Below are 14276 nucleotides of genomic sequence, written 5' to 3' on the forward strand. Positions count from 1 at the left end.
TGCCCCCGATGCAAGGCGCATGGCGAGCAGCGACCCGAAGCGGGCTGGACTGCAGGGAGCGCGCAGCCATGCAACGCGGCAGACGGGATGCTCTGCGCGTCGCCATCACCAGTCCTTTTCGACGGGGTCGTATCTCTGCTCCGCCGCCCGATCCTTGTCCGCCCGCCGCTTGGCGTCGCGATCGCGAATGCCCTGCAGGAGCTGCGCAGGGTCGGCAGCTTCCTGCCCGCCCTGCTGCTGTTGCTGCTGCTGTCCGCCCTGCTGTTGCTGCTGCTGTTCCTGCTCCTGTTGCTCCTGCTGCTGTTGCTCCTGCTGCTGTTGCTGCTCGTCCTGCTGCTGCTGTTCCTGCTGCTCCTGCGGCGGCTGCAGCAGGCGCAGCGCCTCGGCGAGCGACTGCACCGCCGCGTTCTGCTGCTCGCGCACCTGCCGAAACGCCGGCGGGTTCACCGACAGGCCCTGCGCCGCACCGTCCATCTGCGTCTTGGCGGTGGTCACGTGATCGGCAGCTTGCGCGAGACGCTGCGGGAAGTCCTCCGGCACCTGGCCCTGCGCCTCGGGCGGGATCGGCTGCTGCGACTGCTCGCGCAGCGCATCGGCTATGGGTCTGGCCGTCTGCGACAGCGTCTCCTGCCGCGCGCCCAGCGGGCCGGCGCGGTCGGCGTAGTCCTTGTCGGGCGCGGCGGCGGCGAGCGCCGACACTTCCTCGGTGGAGTCGCCGAGCTCGACCTGCCGGCGCGCCAGCTCCTGCAGATGCTCGATGACGGAGAAGAACAGCCGGCGCAGATCCTCGATGCGTTCGACCGCCGTCCGCACCGCCACGCGCGCCGGCTGCCAGTCCACCGCGCCGCTGGATGCGGCAGCCGCGGCCTGCGACAGCTGCGCGGCGGCGTCATCCATCGCGGTGCGTGCCGCCGACAGCAGCGGCTTGGCCAGCTCCAGACGCTGCTTCTCCATCGCCGCCTGCTGATCCACAGGTGGCGCCGGCGCTTGCGGATCGCTTCCCTGCTGCTGCGCAGCTTCGGCCGCCGCTGCTGCCGACTGCGCAGCGGACAGCTGCTCTTCGAGCGTCTGCTCGGCGCGCCGGCCGCGATCGATGTTCGATTGCTGCACCTCGAGCGCCAGCGGCGCGTACTCGGCAAGCGCCTGCTCCGATACCGGCTCCTTGGGCGAGAGCACTGCCTCGATCCGCTGCTCGTCCTGCGCAAGCAACTCGACCAGGCGCTCGAAGTCGAGGAAACGCTCGCGCGCCGACGCCAGCGACTGCACCGCGCGGTACTGGTGCTCGAGCGATTCCTGCACGCGGCCGCTCTCCAGCGGCGGCTTGGCCTCGACCAGACTGGCGACGGCCTTGCCCAGATGCGGCTCGGCCTCGCGCACGCGCTCGACGAACCGCTCCTGCTCGGGCGCAAGAGGCTGCCCGGAATTCTTCTGCGCGTCGGCCTGCGACAGGCCCGCGACGAACTGGTAGTGGAGCTGCTCGACGCGCTCGCGCATGTCGCCGGCGCTGTCGGCAAGGAAATCGTTGGTGAGCCATTTCTGCGGCTCGATCTCGGACGTGCCGGCATCGATGGCGGCCTTGGCGCCCGACAGCCGCGCCGTCTCGAGCGTGTCCTGGATGAGCACGTCCAGGACCTGCACGGGATCGAGAAGCTGATCGCGCGCGCGCTTGAGCTCGGTCAGCACCGCCGAGGCCGACCGGTACGCGCCTTCGCCTTCGAGGCGGCGAAGGCGGCCGCGGGCCTGGCCGATGCGCTCGCGCGCACGATGCATGTACTCGAGCACGCCCGTCAGCTGCGAGGCGCGCATGGCATCCTCGGGCGTCTGCTGATCGGCGGGCTTGGCCGAAAGAGTGTCGCGTTCGCGGCCGGCGCGGTCGCTCAGGTCTTCGGCCGAGGCGCCCAGCTCGAGCTGGCGCGCGGCGAGCGCGCGATACGCACGGCGCAGCTTCTCGTCCGCCTGCGCATCGGCAGCATCGGGCTGCTGCATCGTCTCGCGAAGGCCGGCCAGAAACGTTCGCTGCTCTTCCATGAGCGCCATCAGCTCATCGAGCAGCGACTTCTCCTTCTTCTTGGCGAGCGAGTCGCCGAGCACCAGCGCGCGGCGCAGGACCAGCTCGAGGTTGTAGCGCGCGTCCTGGTCCTTCTCGTTCAGCGCCACCGCGTCGCGGAACCAGGCGGCGGCGCGCTCGAGCGACGCCAACGCTTCCTCGGGCTGCGCTTCCAGCTTGGAGTCGGCAAGGCGCGTCTCGACGATGCCGAGGTTGTAGGTGGCCGTTGCGCGCAGTTCGTTGTCGAGACGGGCCTTGCTGCGTGCGCTTTCGAGCAGCTCTGCCGCGCCAGCCAGATCGCCCGCATCGAGCCTGGCAAGACCTTCGTTGTAGATCTCGCGCGGCGGCCGCAGGTCCTCGGGCGGCCCCGGCGGCTCTCCGGCGCCGTCGGCCGCGCCCGTTCCTGCGGGGTCTGCGGCCTCGCCTTCGGCCGCCGTGGCCGCGCCGTCCTCGACGGTCAGGCCCGGCTCGGGCGCGGCCGGCTGCGGCTGCGCGTGCACCGGCATGGCCAGTGCAACGAGGACGGCTGCCGCGGCAGCTGCCGCAGTGGTTGCGGCGGCGGCGCGCGCGCGTCGAGCGCGTCCGCTCGAGGACGCGGTGACCGAGGCGACGAGAAACATCAGGGCCAGCAGCACGCACCACTGGTAGGCCTCGTTGCGGATGGTGCGGTTCTGGCCGTCGAGCTCGCCGCGCGTCAGGCTGGCGATGTGGCGGTCGTAGATCGATTGGAGGTCGAGAACACCGGTGCCGGCCGGAATGTAGGCGCCGCCGGTGGCCAGCGCGATCTCGCGCAGCAGCTCGCCGTCCAGCCGACTGATCACCGGCTTGCCCGAGGCATCGCGCAGCGGCTTCCGCGCGCCGGTCTTGGGATCGGTGATGCGGATCTCGCTGCCGTTCTCGTCGCCGAAGCCGATGGCAAGGATCTTGACGCCGCGCTCGGCCGCTTCCTTGGCGGCCTCGAGCGGAAAGGAGTCGTGATCCTCGCCGTCGGTAATGAGGATGATCGAGCGCGAGACGGCGCCGGCGCCCGCGAATCCGGCGACCGCCTTGCGAATGGGCTCCTCCAGGCGCGTGCCGCCGCGCGAGACGCTGCGCGGCCCGGCCGAGTCCAGCACCAGTCGCAGGAAGGAGAAGTCCGGCGTCAGCGGGGCCAGCACGGTTGCGCGGCCGGCAAAGGCGATCAGGCCGACGCTGTCGCCCTGCAAGTACGTCAGCAGGTCGCGCAGCTCCGCCTTGGCGCGCTCGAGGCGATTGGGCGCGACGTCCTCGGCCAGCATCGAGTTGCTGACATCGAGCGCGACCATGATCTCGGCGCCCACGCGCGGCGTGGCCACGAACTGCACGCCCCACTGCGGCCGCATCAGCGCCAGCACCATGCACGTGAAGGACAGGCCGAGAAGAACGATGCTGGTGCGGCGGCGCGTCGTGCTCGGCGCGCGAACCAGACGCGCCTGCATGGCCGGCGACAGGAAGCGGGTGAGTGCGCCGCCGGCGCGCGCGTCCAGCCACAGCAGCAGCGCAGTGAATGCGAGCACCACCCACAGCAGCATGCCCCAGCCCGGCTCGGCGAATCGGAAGTCCATGGCTATCGCTCCGCTCGCTGGCGCTCGGACATCGGATGCTCCGCTCGCTGGCGCTCGCTCATGGCAGCCTCCGCAGCACGGTGCCCGAGGCCAGCGCGGCCGTCGCCGCCAACAGCAGGGCCAGAACGACCAGCGGCGGGTAGTGCTCGCGGTACTGGAGGTAGCGCACTTCGGAGACCTCGGTGCGCTCGAGGCGATCGATCTCCCTGTAGACTTCCTTCAGCCCCTCGACGTCGCGAGCGTGGAAGTAGCGGCCGCCGGTGATCTTGGCGATCTGCTCGAGCGTCTCCTTGTCCATCTCCACGTAGACGCGCCGCAGATACTCGCGGCCGTCGTGTCCGAGGATCGGGATGGGCGCGAAGCCGTTGGTGCCGGCGGCGATGGTGTAGACCTTGATGTTGTTGTCGGCGGCCAGCTTGGCGGCCTGCAGCGGATCGATGACGCCGGCGTTGTTGACGCCGTCGGTCAGCAGGATGATGACCTTGGACTTGGCCGGGTGCTCGCGCAGCCGCTCGATGGCAAGGCCGAGGCCTTCACCAACGGCGGTTGCGGCCTCGGTGGCTTCGGTGGCGATCTTCACCTCGTCCAGGATGTTGAGCAGGTTGGCGTGGTCGAGCGTCAGCGGACACAGGCCGTCGGCGAAGGTGCCGAAGACGACCAGCCCCATCAGATCCCCTTCGCGGCCGGCGCCGGCCTCTCCGCCTTCGACGAACTCGTGAATGACGTTGCGGACGGCGTCGAGACGGCTGACCGAGGCGTCGCCGGCGACGAAGTCGCGCGCGTTCATGGAGCCGGAGCGGTCCACCGACAGCACCAGCGCGATGCCCTCCTTCATGACGTGCGTGGTCGCATCGCCGGTGCGCGGGCCGGCAAGCGCCACCGACAGCACCAGCGTGGCCAGCGCCAGCAGCAGCGCCGGCAGCCTTGCCAGGCGCGCGCGCAGCGAGCGCGGCGCCGACTCTACGTGCACGAGGTCGGAATAGACGAGCACCGAAGGCAGGCGCGCCGCCAGCAGGTAGACCAGCGGCGCCAGCAGCCCCACCAGCAGGAACAGCGGATCGCGCAGCTCGATCTCAGGCATGGGCGGCTCCCTGTGCCGGCACGCCGGACGGCGCGTGCGCCGCGTGCGTCGCTGCGCGCGTCTGATCCAGGAAGCGGGACGCTGCCGACGCCGCGCTCTCGATGTCCGCGCTGGAAGGGATGAAGCGCGCGAACTTGACCATGTCGGCGCGGCGCAGGAAGTCGCGCAGGAAGCGCTGGTGGTCCTCGTTCAGGTCGGGCGAGCCGCTGGCGACGTTGAGGAACTCCTCGGTGGTCAGCTCGGGCGCGCGCAGCTCGAAGTGATCTTCGAGGTAGCGGCGGATGATCGCGGTCAGCTCGACGAAGAACGCATCGATGGCTTGCGGCTCGGCCGGAATGCCGCGAGCGAGCAGGGCATCCAGGCGGCTGCGCGCGACTTCATACGCCGTGCGGCGCCGCTCGCGCACCCGCGCGGCGGCGATGTAGCGATACGCCAACGGCGCGGCCACGAGCGCAGCGACGAGCAGCGCAACGATCCACGGCCAGGCCGCGCCCGGCTCGCGAAGCGGCTCGAGGCGACCACGCGCCGGCTTGAGCTCATCGCCGGCGCCTTGCGGGACCACCGAGGCGACTTCGAACGGGATGCGCTCGGTGACCACCTCGTAGGCATCCTCGCCTTCGGGAGCGGGGCGCTGGCCGGGCCGGCGATCGACGAACTCGATCATCAGCGGCGGAATGCTTTGCGGGCCCGAAAGCGGCGGCTCCAGAACGTAGCGCTGCGTGGAGACGGTGCGGCCCCGGTCGTCGACGCTCTCCTTGGGGACGAACTCGCGAATGGTGAAGCGGTCCAGCGACTGTCCGAACTCGGGCATCAGCAGATCGATGCCGTCTTCGGCCGTGACTTCGACGGTGAGCGTGACGGCATCACCGATGACGGGCTTGTCCGGCTGCAGCCGGACCACCGCCTTGACCGGCCCGAGCTCCGAAGCCTTCTCGAGGATGCCCGCGCTGGCCACCGGCTGGTCCGTCTGTGGATCGACGGCTTCCGCCGCCAGCGCGGCGCCTGCCATTACCGTTGCAGCCAGCACCAGGGCCGCGAGCCGGACGCGCACGCAGGCGCTGACGCGGATCAGCCGAAGGCTTTGCGTAGCCAGCACCAGGGCCTGCGTGCCAGACTGGCCGACGCCGGTCAGGAAGCGCCTCACCGCCGCATCCTCCGCTCGCGCATCTTGAAGAAGCGCACGATGGGATCGACGACCGAGCCGGAAGCATCGATGTGGATGAAGTCGATGCCGGCGCGGCGAAGGCGTTTTTCGAGATCGACAATCCGCCGTGCCGCCAGCTCCTGCGTCGTGCGGCGGAAGGCCGAGGAGCCCGTATCGTAGAGGCGCGTGCGGCCCGACTCGGCATCTTCGAGCGCCACCAGGCCCACCGGTGGAACCTCGATCTCGCGGGGATCGGTCACCAGCACGGCGATGACGTCGTGCTTCTGGTTGGCGGTGGTCAGCGCGCGCTCGAAGCCATCGTCGAGGAAATCGCTGACGACGAAGCAGACGGCGCGGCGCTTGGTCACGCTCATTGCAAAACGCATCGCGCGGGCGATGTCGGTGGCCTGGCGGGCGCGACGCAGGCGTCGTGTGCTCGCGGGCAGGAAGCGGCGGGCCGCCTCGCGCACGCGCGCGAGCAGGTCGCCCGCGTCGCCGTTGCGCTCCTGCTCGGGGCCATGGTCCAGCTCGCCGTGCGCGAGCACTTCGCGCACGACGCGCAACGCGTGCTTCTGGCCCTTGCGCGGCGGGATGTACTGCTCGACGTCGCCGTGGAAGAGCACCAGGCCGACCTTGTCGTCGTTGCGAATGGCCGAGAACGCCAGCAGCGCGCACAGCTCGGCGGCCGCCTCGCGCTTGGAGCGCGCGGCCGACCCGAAGTCCTGCGAGGCCGAGATGTCGGCCATCAAGAGCAGGGTCAGCTGGCGCTCTTCGACGAAACGCTTGACGAAGGGCTCGCCGGTGCGCGCGGTGACGTTCCAGTCGATCGTGCGGATGTCGTCGCCGGGGACGTAGGGGCGCACTTCCTCGAACTCGATGCCGCCGCCCTTGAAGACGGAGACGTACTCGCCGGCCAGCACGTCGGCGACCTGACGGCCGGTGCGGACCTGAATCTCGCGAACGCGCCGGATGATTTCGGCTGCGGTCATCGGTTCGGCCGAAGCTCGTCCTACGGGACCAGAACGGTGTCGAGGATGCGCGCGATGACCTGATCGGTGCTGCGGCCTTCGGCCTCGGCCTCGTAGCTGAGGCTGACGCGGTGGCGCAGGACGTCGGGCGCGAGAGTCTTGACATCGTGAGGCGTGATGTAGGTGCGGCCCTGCAGGAACGCGTGCGCCTTGGCGCCCTTGAGCAGCCACAGCGAGGCGCGCGGGCTTGCGCCGTACTCGATGACGCCCTCGAGGTCGGCGGCGCCCGAAGCCTTCGGATCGCGCGTGGCCCGAACGACGTCGACGATGTAGTCGCGCACCTTCTCGTCGACGAATACCTGCTCGACCGCGTGCCGCGCACCGAGGATGTCGGCAGGGCTGGCGACCTTGGATACATGCGGCTCGGCCACGCCGCCGCCCATGCGGTCGAGCACCTTGCGCTCTTCGTCGCGCGAGGGATAGCCGACCTTGATCTTCATCATGAAGCGGTCGACCTGCGCTTCCGGAAGCGGATAGGTGCCTTCCTGCTCGATGGGGTTCTGCGTGGCCAGCACGAGGAACGGCTCGTCCATCTTGTAGGTCTTGCCGCCGATGGTTCCCTGGCGCTCCTGCATCGCCTCCAGCAGCGCGGCCTGGACCTTGGCGGGCGCGCGGTTGATCTCGTCGGCGAGCACCAGGTTCGAGAAGATCGGGCCCTTCTTGATGCTGTAGGTGCCTTCCTTCGGGTTGAAGATCTCGGTGCCGATGACGTCGGCCGGCAGCATGTCGGGCGTGAACTGGATACGCGAGAAGCCGGTGTCGATGGCGTCGGCCAGGCAGCGCACCGCCAGCGTCTTGGCCAGGCCCGGCAGGCCCTCGAGAAGGACGTGGCCGCCGGCCAGCAGCCCGGTCAGCAGGCGGGTGACCATGAGCTCCTGGCCGACCAGGACCTTGCCGATCTCGTTGACGAGGTCGGGGCCGAGCTTGGCGTAACGGGAAACGTCCTGCGCGGGTGCTCCGGTAGTCATGTCCTGGGCCTTCTCCTGGTCGCGTGGGAGCGCCGTTGTGCCGATCGGCCGAGGTGGCCGGCGGCGCGGCGGCGTCGCCGAATATGACGCGAGCGGAGCGTCACTTCCAGGTGCGTAGGGCGCCGCCGCGGGCCGCGTCGGCGCGGTCGCCAGCCTGGAAAGTCGGGCGACGGGACGATGGTCGGTCAGCCGTGCAGGAGCCTTGGGAGTTGCGACGGCGCGCATCGGCCGGCGGCATCGCGCCGTCCATCGCGCACACCCGCTGCATCGTGCGTTGCTTCCAGGGCGACTACACTGGCGGCATGCCTCAGCCATTGGACCCTCCGAGCCTTCGCGACGAACGTACTGCGATCGTTCCGCACGTCGAGACATGCCCGGCATGCGGCGGGCCGCTGCAGGGACGAAGCTGCAAGGTCTACTGCATCAACGACCGGTGTGAGCTCCACGGCAGGGTGATCGAGAACTGCGCGGGGGACTGACGGCCGCTCGCCGCGACGCGCAGGCGCGGCGGGCGGTCAGCTGCTTTCGCCGTCGACGGCAGCCAGCAGGCCGGCCGTCGAAACGAATTCCGCGCATGTGCCGAGGCCGCCTGCAGCCAGCCATTCCAGGTTCGTGACGATGCGGTCGAATGCGGCGGCATCGATCGCCTGATCCGCACGCAGCACGAGGTGCATCATCGAGATCCCGTCGGCCATCGCGCTGCGCGCGCCTTGACGAAAGACGTAGCGGCGCTGCGAGCAGCCGAGGCGGGCGTAGCGCTGCAACCTCTCGTCGCCGCCGGGCGGGGTGCCGCGCGCGCGCCGGAGCAGATGCTCGATCTGGCGGCCCGGCTCGAGCCACCAGGGGAAGCGATACGTCGTCACCGGCAACAGTCGCAATCGGCGGCCGTGAGCGTCGTGCTGCAAGTAGTTGTCATGCGAGGGCCGCCACACGCTGCGCGGCGCATGCGTGAAATCGGGCATGCGGCCAAGCAGCGTTTCCCCAGGCCGCATCGTGTCGATCGCGAAGAACCCCGGCTCGACCGACATGTCGGCCGCCAGGCCCAGCTCCTCGAGCACCGCCACGGCCTCCTCCGACAGATAGCGGTCGCCGAATGAGTGGAATCGAGGCGCGCGGCCGCGGCTGGCGCGGAATGCATGCACGGCTTCTTCGACGCAAAGCCGCATCCAATCGAGGCACTCGTAGTCGGTAACCCATGCCGATGCGCGTTCGTCCCAACGGAACAGGTGGGTGTGGAGGCCGACGTCGTCGCCGTGGCGCTCGAGGTCGTCGAGCTCGGCGGCGAATCGTTCCGCGATCCAGCCGCAGTGGCCGTAGACTCGGCGTATCTGCTGATCCATGCGCACCAGCCAGGTGAAGGCGGGCACGGTCGCCTGCGTGCGAGAAAGTCGTTCGCGAAGCAGCCGCACGAGACGGATGCTGGCGCGCAAGCCGTTCCAGTCGCTGTCCTTGCCCGAGGTCGGCAGTCGCGGTACGGGCTCGACGTCGATCGCCAGAGCGACCCGCACCGTGCGCGCCGCGTCGTGCCGATCGCGCATCAGTCGGGCCAGACCCTGGGAAAGAGCGGGCCGTGGAGCCGATCCCCGTCCTCGAGCTCGATCCGTCCGAGACTGGCGAGCTCCGGCGCGTGCAGGAAGCTGCCCGGATGATCGTGCCACTCGGCTTCTTCGCCGACGTAGCGGACGGCAATGGCCCGCCTGCGCAGGATGCTGCTGGCGTTGCCGCCAGCGCCGTGAAGCACCAGCGGATGATGCAGGATGACGTCACCCGGCTCGACGTCCCAGGACAGGATGCGGTAGCGATCGCGGTGCGACTCGATGTCCGGCACCGGCTCCAGGCCGGTCTGCTTCATGCGCTCGCGGTACGCGCGTGCGTCGGCATCGGAGATCTTGCCGAACGAAGCCGGCGCAAAGCTCCTTCCCCACAGATGCGAGCCCGCAAGATATTCGACGGCTCCGTTTTCGCGTCCGATGCGATCGAACGGGACCCAGATCGACAGGATCTGCGCGCCGCGCAGCGGCCAGTAGGGAAGGTCGTGATGCCACGGCGTCGCAGCGCTGGTCCCGGGCTCCTTGACGAAGAGCTGATCGTAGAAGAGCGTGACCGTCTCGCTGGCCATCACCCGTGCCGCAAGCGACGGCAGAGGCGAGTCGCGGACCAGCGCGTCGAAGTCCCGATCGCATCGCCACAGGAAGAAGCCGTCGAAGAAGCGGCCCGCGGCGGCGGTGGACACGTGCTCCATCGACGTCGGGGCGGGGCTGGCCAGGACACGATCGATGGCCCCGCGCATCCGCTCGATCCACTCCGGCGACAACACTCCCCGCAGCACGGCGGCGCCGTCACGATAGAACGAAGCGACGTCGGCGTCGCCAACCTCGGACCCGTGCGCGGGCGCGGTCATCGTGCGGCGCTGTAGCACTTGCACCCCGCGGTGAGTAGCCGGCCCCCGCTCACCGGACTGCCGCCGTGAACGACCGAGATCGTTGGGCGGCCGGAGGGCGCCGGTCCCAATCCATCCGCCGTCGATCTGGTCCCAGGCCAGTGTCGCCGCTCAGGCCGCTTCGCCGGGGCCCAGACGTGGGGCGTCTGTTCAGGCGACTGATCGATTCCTACGGCGCGTCCGATATCGCCTTGAGCGAATCGTCGTCCTGCAGCGCGAACGGCGGCGAGTACGTCGCGCCCCAGCACACGCTTCCGCTCGTGTTCTGAAGCTGGATATCGAGCACGCCTTCGAGGTCGTCGATGGCCGGCAGGTCCAGGATCTGGCCCTTTCCCTTGACCTGGATCTTGGCCTTGCCGGTGACGCCCGATCCGAGCTTGGCCTTGGAGATGCCGCCCGGCGTAAGCTCCTTGTCCTTGTAGCTCCAGGCCGTCGTCGTCTGCGTCCAGCACGGCTTGAGCGGACAGTTCTGGCCGGCGGGCATGCGCAGGCCCTGGATCAGCACGTCGTCCTGGTAGATGCACAGCTCGTAGCTGTCGGCCGACAGCGGATCGCCGAAATCTCCGAGGCTGGTCGCCTCGCCGCTGCCCCAGGACCACGAGAACGCCTGAGCGTCGCCGCCGCCGTTGCTCATCGAGAGTTTCGCGCCACCGAGCCGGATGGTCTCGCGGCACGACGGCGATGGCGTGCTGCTGCAGAGCGAGGGCGGGCTGTTTTCCATGATCCAGACGTAGTCGGCGATCTCGTCGAACAGCGAGATGTCCAGGTCGCCGTCGTTGTCGGTGTCGAGGATGACCGAGCACGACGGGTTGCTGATGGCGGCGATGTCGTCGCCGAGCTGCGTGAACGTGCCCGCGCCGTCGTTGCTGAAGATGCGCCAGAAGCCGCCGCCGAAGCTGGAGACCACCAGATCCTGGTCGCCGTCGCCGTCCAGATCGCCGACGTCGACGGAGGGAGTATGCGAGCCGATGGGCAGCACCGAGCTGAGGGACAGGGCGCCGAGGCCGCTGTTCATGAGAATGCCGACGGTGCCGCTGCCGTCGTTCGCCGACGCGACGTCGAGATCGCCATCGTCGTCGAAGTCGCCGAGATTGACGACCCAGACCGCACCTCCGCATCCAGCCGGGACGCCCGGTGTGAACGTGCCGTCGCCGTTGCCGAATACCACGTTGACCGTCTGGCTGCCGTTGCCGCCGACGACGAGGTCGGTGATGCCGTCGCCGTTCATGTCGGCGGGCGTCAGGCCGTATTCACCGTCGACGCCGCCTTCGAAATCGCTGGGCGCGCCGAAGATGCCGGCGCCGTCGTTGATCATCAGCGAGAGATTGTCGCCGTTCTCGTTGGCAACGACGAGGTCGAGGTCGGCATCGCCGTCGACGTCCAGCGCCGCGATGCCGTGATTGGCGGGGCCGACGTCGATGAACTGGCCGGGCGGAAACGTGCCGTCGCCGTTGTTGAGCAGGATCGTGACCTCGGCGCTGCTGGTGGCCGAGGTGGCGATGTCCATGTCGCCGTCATTGTCGAAATCGCCGACTTCGCTCGGGCTGGCCTCCACGCCGACCGGCTCGGGCGCCAGCATGTTTTCATACAGGCCGCTGCCGTCGCCGCGATTGAGGAAGACGCGCACGTCGTGGCTGTCCTCGTTGACGGTGGCCAGATCGATGAAGCCGTCGCCGTCGAGATCGGTGGCGGAGGCGCCGTAGATGCGCGTGTTCCCGCCGCCGCTGCGGTTGGTGAAAGAGGCGACCTGACGGAAGTTGGCGTCGCTGGCCACGACCGCGGCCAGGAACTGGTGCGCGTAGCCCTGCGTGCGAAGCGTCGTGGTATCGGCGCCCGTCAGCGCCTCGGAGAGATTGACGAAAACGGTGTCGCCTGCCGAAAACGGCTCATCGGGCGTCAGTGTGACGACGGTGTCGCCAGCCGAGAACGAGAACGTGCCGCGCGCGGGGCCGCTGGCGCGGCCGTAGACGCGAAAGGTCGAGTCATTGACGGTGGCGGTGTTCACCGCCTGGTTGAAGGTGACGACGATCGGCGCCGTGGTCGGAGCGGTGGCATTGAGCGCCGGGCTGATGCTGGTGACGACGAGCTCGGCCAGGGCCGGCGCGGTCGCCGCCAGGCTGGCGACGACGAACACGAACGCCCGCACGGCTGCGGGCAGAGACACGAATTTCATCTGCTTCCCCCCAACGACGCGCGCTGGCGCGTCGACGCTTCTCGGGCCGAGGCCCGGGCCAATCGCTGCCGTCCCATGGCGAGCGACGAGGACGCAGATAGCATGGCGCACCACCGCAGAGAAAGGGCGGCGCGCCAACTCGCGTCTTAACACGACCTAAATCCTTCGTCCCCGCCTCCGGCCGGTGTTGCGGCGAAGCGTCGTGCAACCTGGTTCGATTCGGACGCGACGCAGCGCCGCATCGTGCGCGCCGTCCGTGCACTGCCGCACGCGTGAGCATGGACCCCGGCGCGCGCTCACATATGATGCGCGCATGCAGAACGTTTCGCGGCTTTGGACTGCAGCTTCCGTGCAACCGGGCTCTCCGGCTGGCAGCGCGACGCTGGCGCCTGGCGCGCCGGTGATGGCATTGCCCTTGCTGGAGCTCCTTTCATGTTAGGTCTGGTCATGACCGCCGGAGGCGCTCGCGGCGCCTATCAGGCGGGCGTTCTCAAGCGTATTGCGGAGATCCCGGCATTCGCCGATGCGCCGTCGCCCTTCGCCATCATCACCGGCGCCAGCGCAGGCGCCATCAACGGCAGCGTTCTGGCGGCGCGAAGCGCGCATTTCGCCGACGCGGCCGAGGACGTGGCGCGGGTCTGGTCGCAGCTGCGAGTCGAACAGGTCATTCGCGCGGACGCGTGGTCCCTTCTGCGCACCGGCCTGTCGCTGACCAGCGACTTCGTGCTCGGCAGCGTCTTCGGCCACACGGTCACGCACGGTCTGTTCGATACGACGCCGCTGGAGACGATGCTGCGCGCGGTATTCCCGCCCAAGGGCATCGGCGAGTCGATCCAGCGCGGGCACCTGTACGCGGTGGCGATGACGGCCACCAGCTATCATTCCGGCCGCTCCTTCACCTTCATCCAGGGCCGCGAGGGCCATCCGGTCTGGAGCAAGAGCCGGCGCGTGGTGCTGCCGGTGACGCTGACGCATCGCCACGTCCTCGCCTCGGCCGCCATTCCCATCGTGTTTCCGCCGGTGCAGGTCAGCCTGCGCGAGGGCGATCTGTGGTTCGGTGACGGTGCGCTGCGCCTGGTCGCGCCCCTGAGCCCTGCCATTCGACTCGGCGCGACCCGCATCCTCGCGCTCGGTGTCCGGTCGAAGAAGTCGGCCGATACCCTGGCTCAGGAAGAGGCCGGCACCGCCTGCCGCATCGGCGGCGGCGGCGGCGGACCCGAGCTGCCATGCCCGCCGCTGGCGCAGATCTGCGGCGTGTTCATGAACGCGATCTTCCTCGACCACCTGGACGCGGACGTGGAGCACCTGCTGCGAATGAACGAGCTGCTCGCGGACCGCCCCGGCTTCACGAGCCTCGTTGCCACGCAGGAGGCCGGCGGGAAGCCGCTGGAGCCCATGAAGCGGATCGAGCCGCTCGTGCTCTCGCCGTCCGAGGATCTGGCGCTGGTCGCGCAGCGCTTCGTCCATCGCATCCCGCGCCTGGTGCGCCTGGTGCTCGACGGTCTCGGTTTCCCCGACGCGCAGAGCGCCGACCTGACCAGCTACCTGCTGTTCGACTCGACCTACACTCGCACGCTCGTCGACATCGGCTATCGCGACGCCAGCGCCTGCATCGACGAGCTCGAGCACTTCCTTCGCACCGCGCCCGTGCTGGCGCCGCCGTCGCAGCAGCCGAAGGCGCGCCGGCTGTGGGCCGTGACCAGCGACCGCGTTGCGGAAGGCGAGGACATCGAGCCGGGAGCGATGTAGATCCGGCCGCTCAGGCGCCGTCTGCCGCGGCTCCGCACGCGCGCACGGCAATCCGCTCGCGCG

The 14276-nt window shown here is 69.4% G+C and carries 10 protein-coding genes; 2 read left to right on the plus strand and 8 right to left on the minus strand.

The genetic code is table 11. From position 1 onward, the window contains the following. Positions 1-105: 105 nt before the first annotated feature. Genes VEC57_10155 through VEC57_10175 form a run of 5 tightly spaced genes read right to left on the minus strand, consistent with a single transcriptional unit; the run spans position 106 to position 7851 of the window. On the minus strand, positions 106-3630 hold the full coding sequence (locus tag VEC57_10155) for a VWA domain-containing protein (GenBank protein ID HYB99478.1): 3525 nt from the start codon (positions 3628-3630) through the stop codon (positions 106-108). 58 nt (positions 3631-3688) lie between these two features. Beyond that, complete coding sequence (locus tag VEC57_10160; protein ID HYB99479.1) at positions 3689-4711, minus strand: VWA domain-containing protein; 1023 nt, start codon at positions 4709-4711, stop codon at positions 3689-3691. Continuing rightward, positions 4704-5855: a hypothetical protein gene (locus VEC57_10165; protein ID HYB99480.1), complete on the minus strand. Its 1152-nt coding sequence runs from the start codon at positions 5853-5855 to the stop codon at positions 4704-4706. The genes VEC57_10160 and VEC57_10165 overlap by 8 nt, the downstream gene beginning before the upstream one ends. Then, the gene (locus VEC57_10170; protein HYB99481.1) at positions 5852-6844 is read right to left on the minus strand and encodes a DUF58 domain-containing protein; all 993 of its coding nucleotides are present in this window, start codon (positions 6842-6844) and stop codon (positions 5852-5854) included. The genes VEC57_10165 and VEC57_10170 overlap by 4 nt, the downstream gene beginning before the upstream one ends. A gap of 20 nt (positions 6845-6864) precedes the next feature. Then, positions 6865-7851 (minus strand): MoxR family ATPase, encoded by a 987-nt coding sequence (locus VEC57_10175; GenBank protein ID HYB99482.1) that lies wholly within the window; start codon positions 7849-7851, stop codon positions 6865-6867. Positions 7852-8153: 302 nt separating this feature from the next. Between VEC57_10175 and VEC57_10180 the strand changes: the two genes are divergently transcribed. Continuing rightward, complete coding sequence (locus tag VEC57_10180) at positions 8154-8330, plus strand: hypothetical protein (protein HYB99483.1); 177 nt, start codon at positions 8154-8156, stop codon at positions 8328-8330. 36 nt (positions 8331-8366) lie between these two features. On the opposite strand, the gene VEC57_10185 is transcribed toward VEC57_10180, so the two are convergent. The 3 genes from VEC57_10185 to VEC57_10195 form a co-directional block, all read right to left on the minus strand. Continuing rightward, complete coding sequence (locus VEC57_10185) at positions 8367-9389, minus strand: hypothetical protein (GenBank protein ID HYB99484.1); 1023 nt, start codon at positions 9387-9389, stop codon at positions 8367-8369. Further along, on the minus strand, positions 9389-10252 hold the full coding sequence (locus VEC57_10190; GenBank protein ID HYB99485.1) for a phytanoyl-CoA dioxygenase family protein: 864 nt from the start codon (positions 10250-10252) through the stop codon (positions 9389-9391). Before VEC57_10190 ends, VEC57_10185 begins: the two co-directional genes overlap by 1 nt. A 208-nt stretch (positions 10253-10460) precedes the next feature. Then, a complete protein-coding gene (locus tag VEC57_10195) occupies positions 10461-12464 on the minus strand; it encodes an FG-GAP-like repeat-containing protein (GenBank protein HYB99486.1) in 2004 nt (667 codons plus the stop codon). Between the two features lie 432 nt (positions 12465-12896). Here VEC57_10195 and VEC57_10200 point away from each other — a divergent pair, with 432 nt between their 5' ends. After that, positions 12897-14213 carry a patatin-like phospholipase family protein gene (locus VEC57_10200; GenBank protein HYB99487.1) on the plus strand — a complete coding sequence of 439 codons (1317 nt, stop codon included), beginning with the start codon at positions 12897-12899 and terminating at the stop codon, positions 14211-14213. The last annotated feature ends 63 nt before the right edge of the window (positions 14214-14276 follow it).

The sequence above is a fragment of the Candidatus Limnocylindrales bacterium genome (assembly GCA_035626395.1).
GTDB lineage: Bacteria > Desulfobacterota > Binatia > UBA1149 > CAITLU01 > DASPNH01.

Excerpts from the sequence above, each read along its gene's own strand:
- VEC57_10155 (HYB99478.1), bottom strand. The coding sequence starts at position 3,630 with ATGGACTTCCGATTCGCCGAGCCGGGCTGGGGCATGCTGCTGTGGGTG.
- VEC57_10160 (HYB99479.1), bottom strand. The coding sequence starts at position 4,711 with ATGCCTGAGATCGAGCTGCGCGATCCGCTGTTCCTGCTGGTGGGGCTG.
- VEC57_10170 (HYB99481.1), bottom strand. The coding sequence starts at position 6,844 with ATGACCGCAGCCGAAATCATCCGGCGCGTTCGCGAGATTCAGGTCCGC.
- VEC57_10175 (HYB99482.1), bottom strand. The coding sequence starts at position 7,851 with ATGACTACCGGAGCACCCGCGCAGGACGTTTCCCGTTACGCCAAGCTC.
- VEC57_10180 (HYB99483.1), top strand. The coding sequence starts at position 8,154 with ATGCCTCAGCCATTGGACCCTCCGAGCCTTCGCGACGAACGTACTGCG.
- VEC57_10185 (HYB99484.1), bottom strand. The coding sequence starts at position 9,389 with ATGCGCGATCGGCACGACGCGGCGCGCACGGTGCGGGTCGCTCTGGCG.
- VEC57_10190 (HYB99485.1), bottom strand. The coding sequence starts at position 10,252 with ATGACCGCGCCCGCGCACGGGTCCGAGGTTGGCGACGCCGACGTCGCT.
- VEC57_10195 (HYB99486.1), bottom strand. The coding sequence starts at position 12,464 with ATGAAATTCGTGTCTCTGCCCGCAGCCGTGCGGGCGTTCGTGTTCGTC.
- VEC57_10200 (HYB99487.1), top strand. The coding sequence starts at position 12,897 with ATGTTAGGTCTGGTCATGACCGCCGGAGGCGCTCGCGGCGCCTATCAG.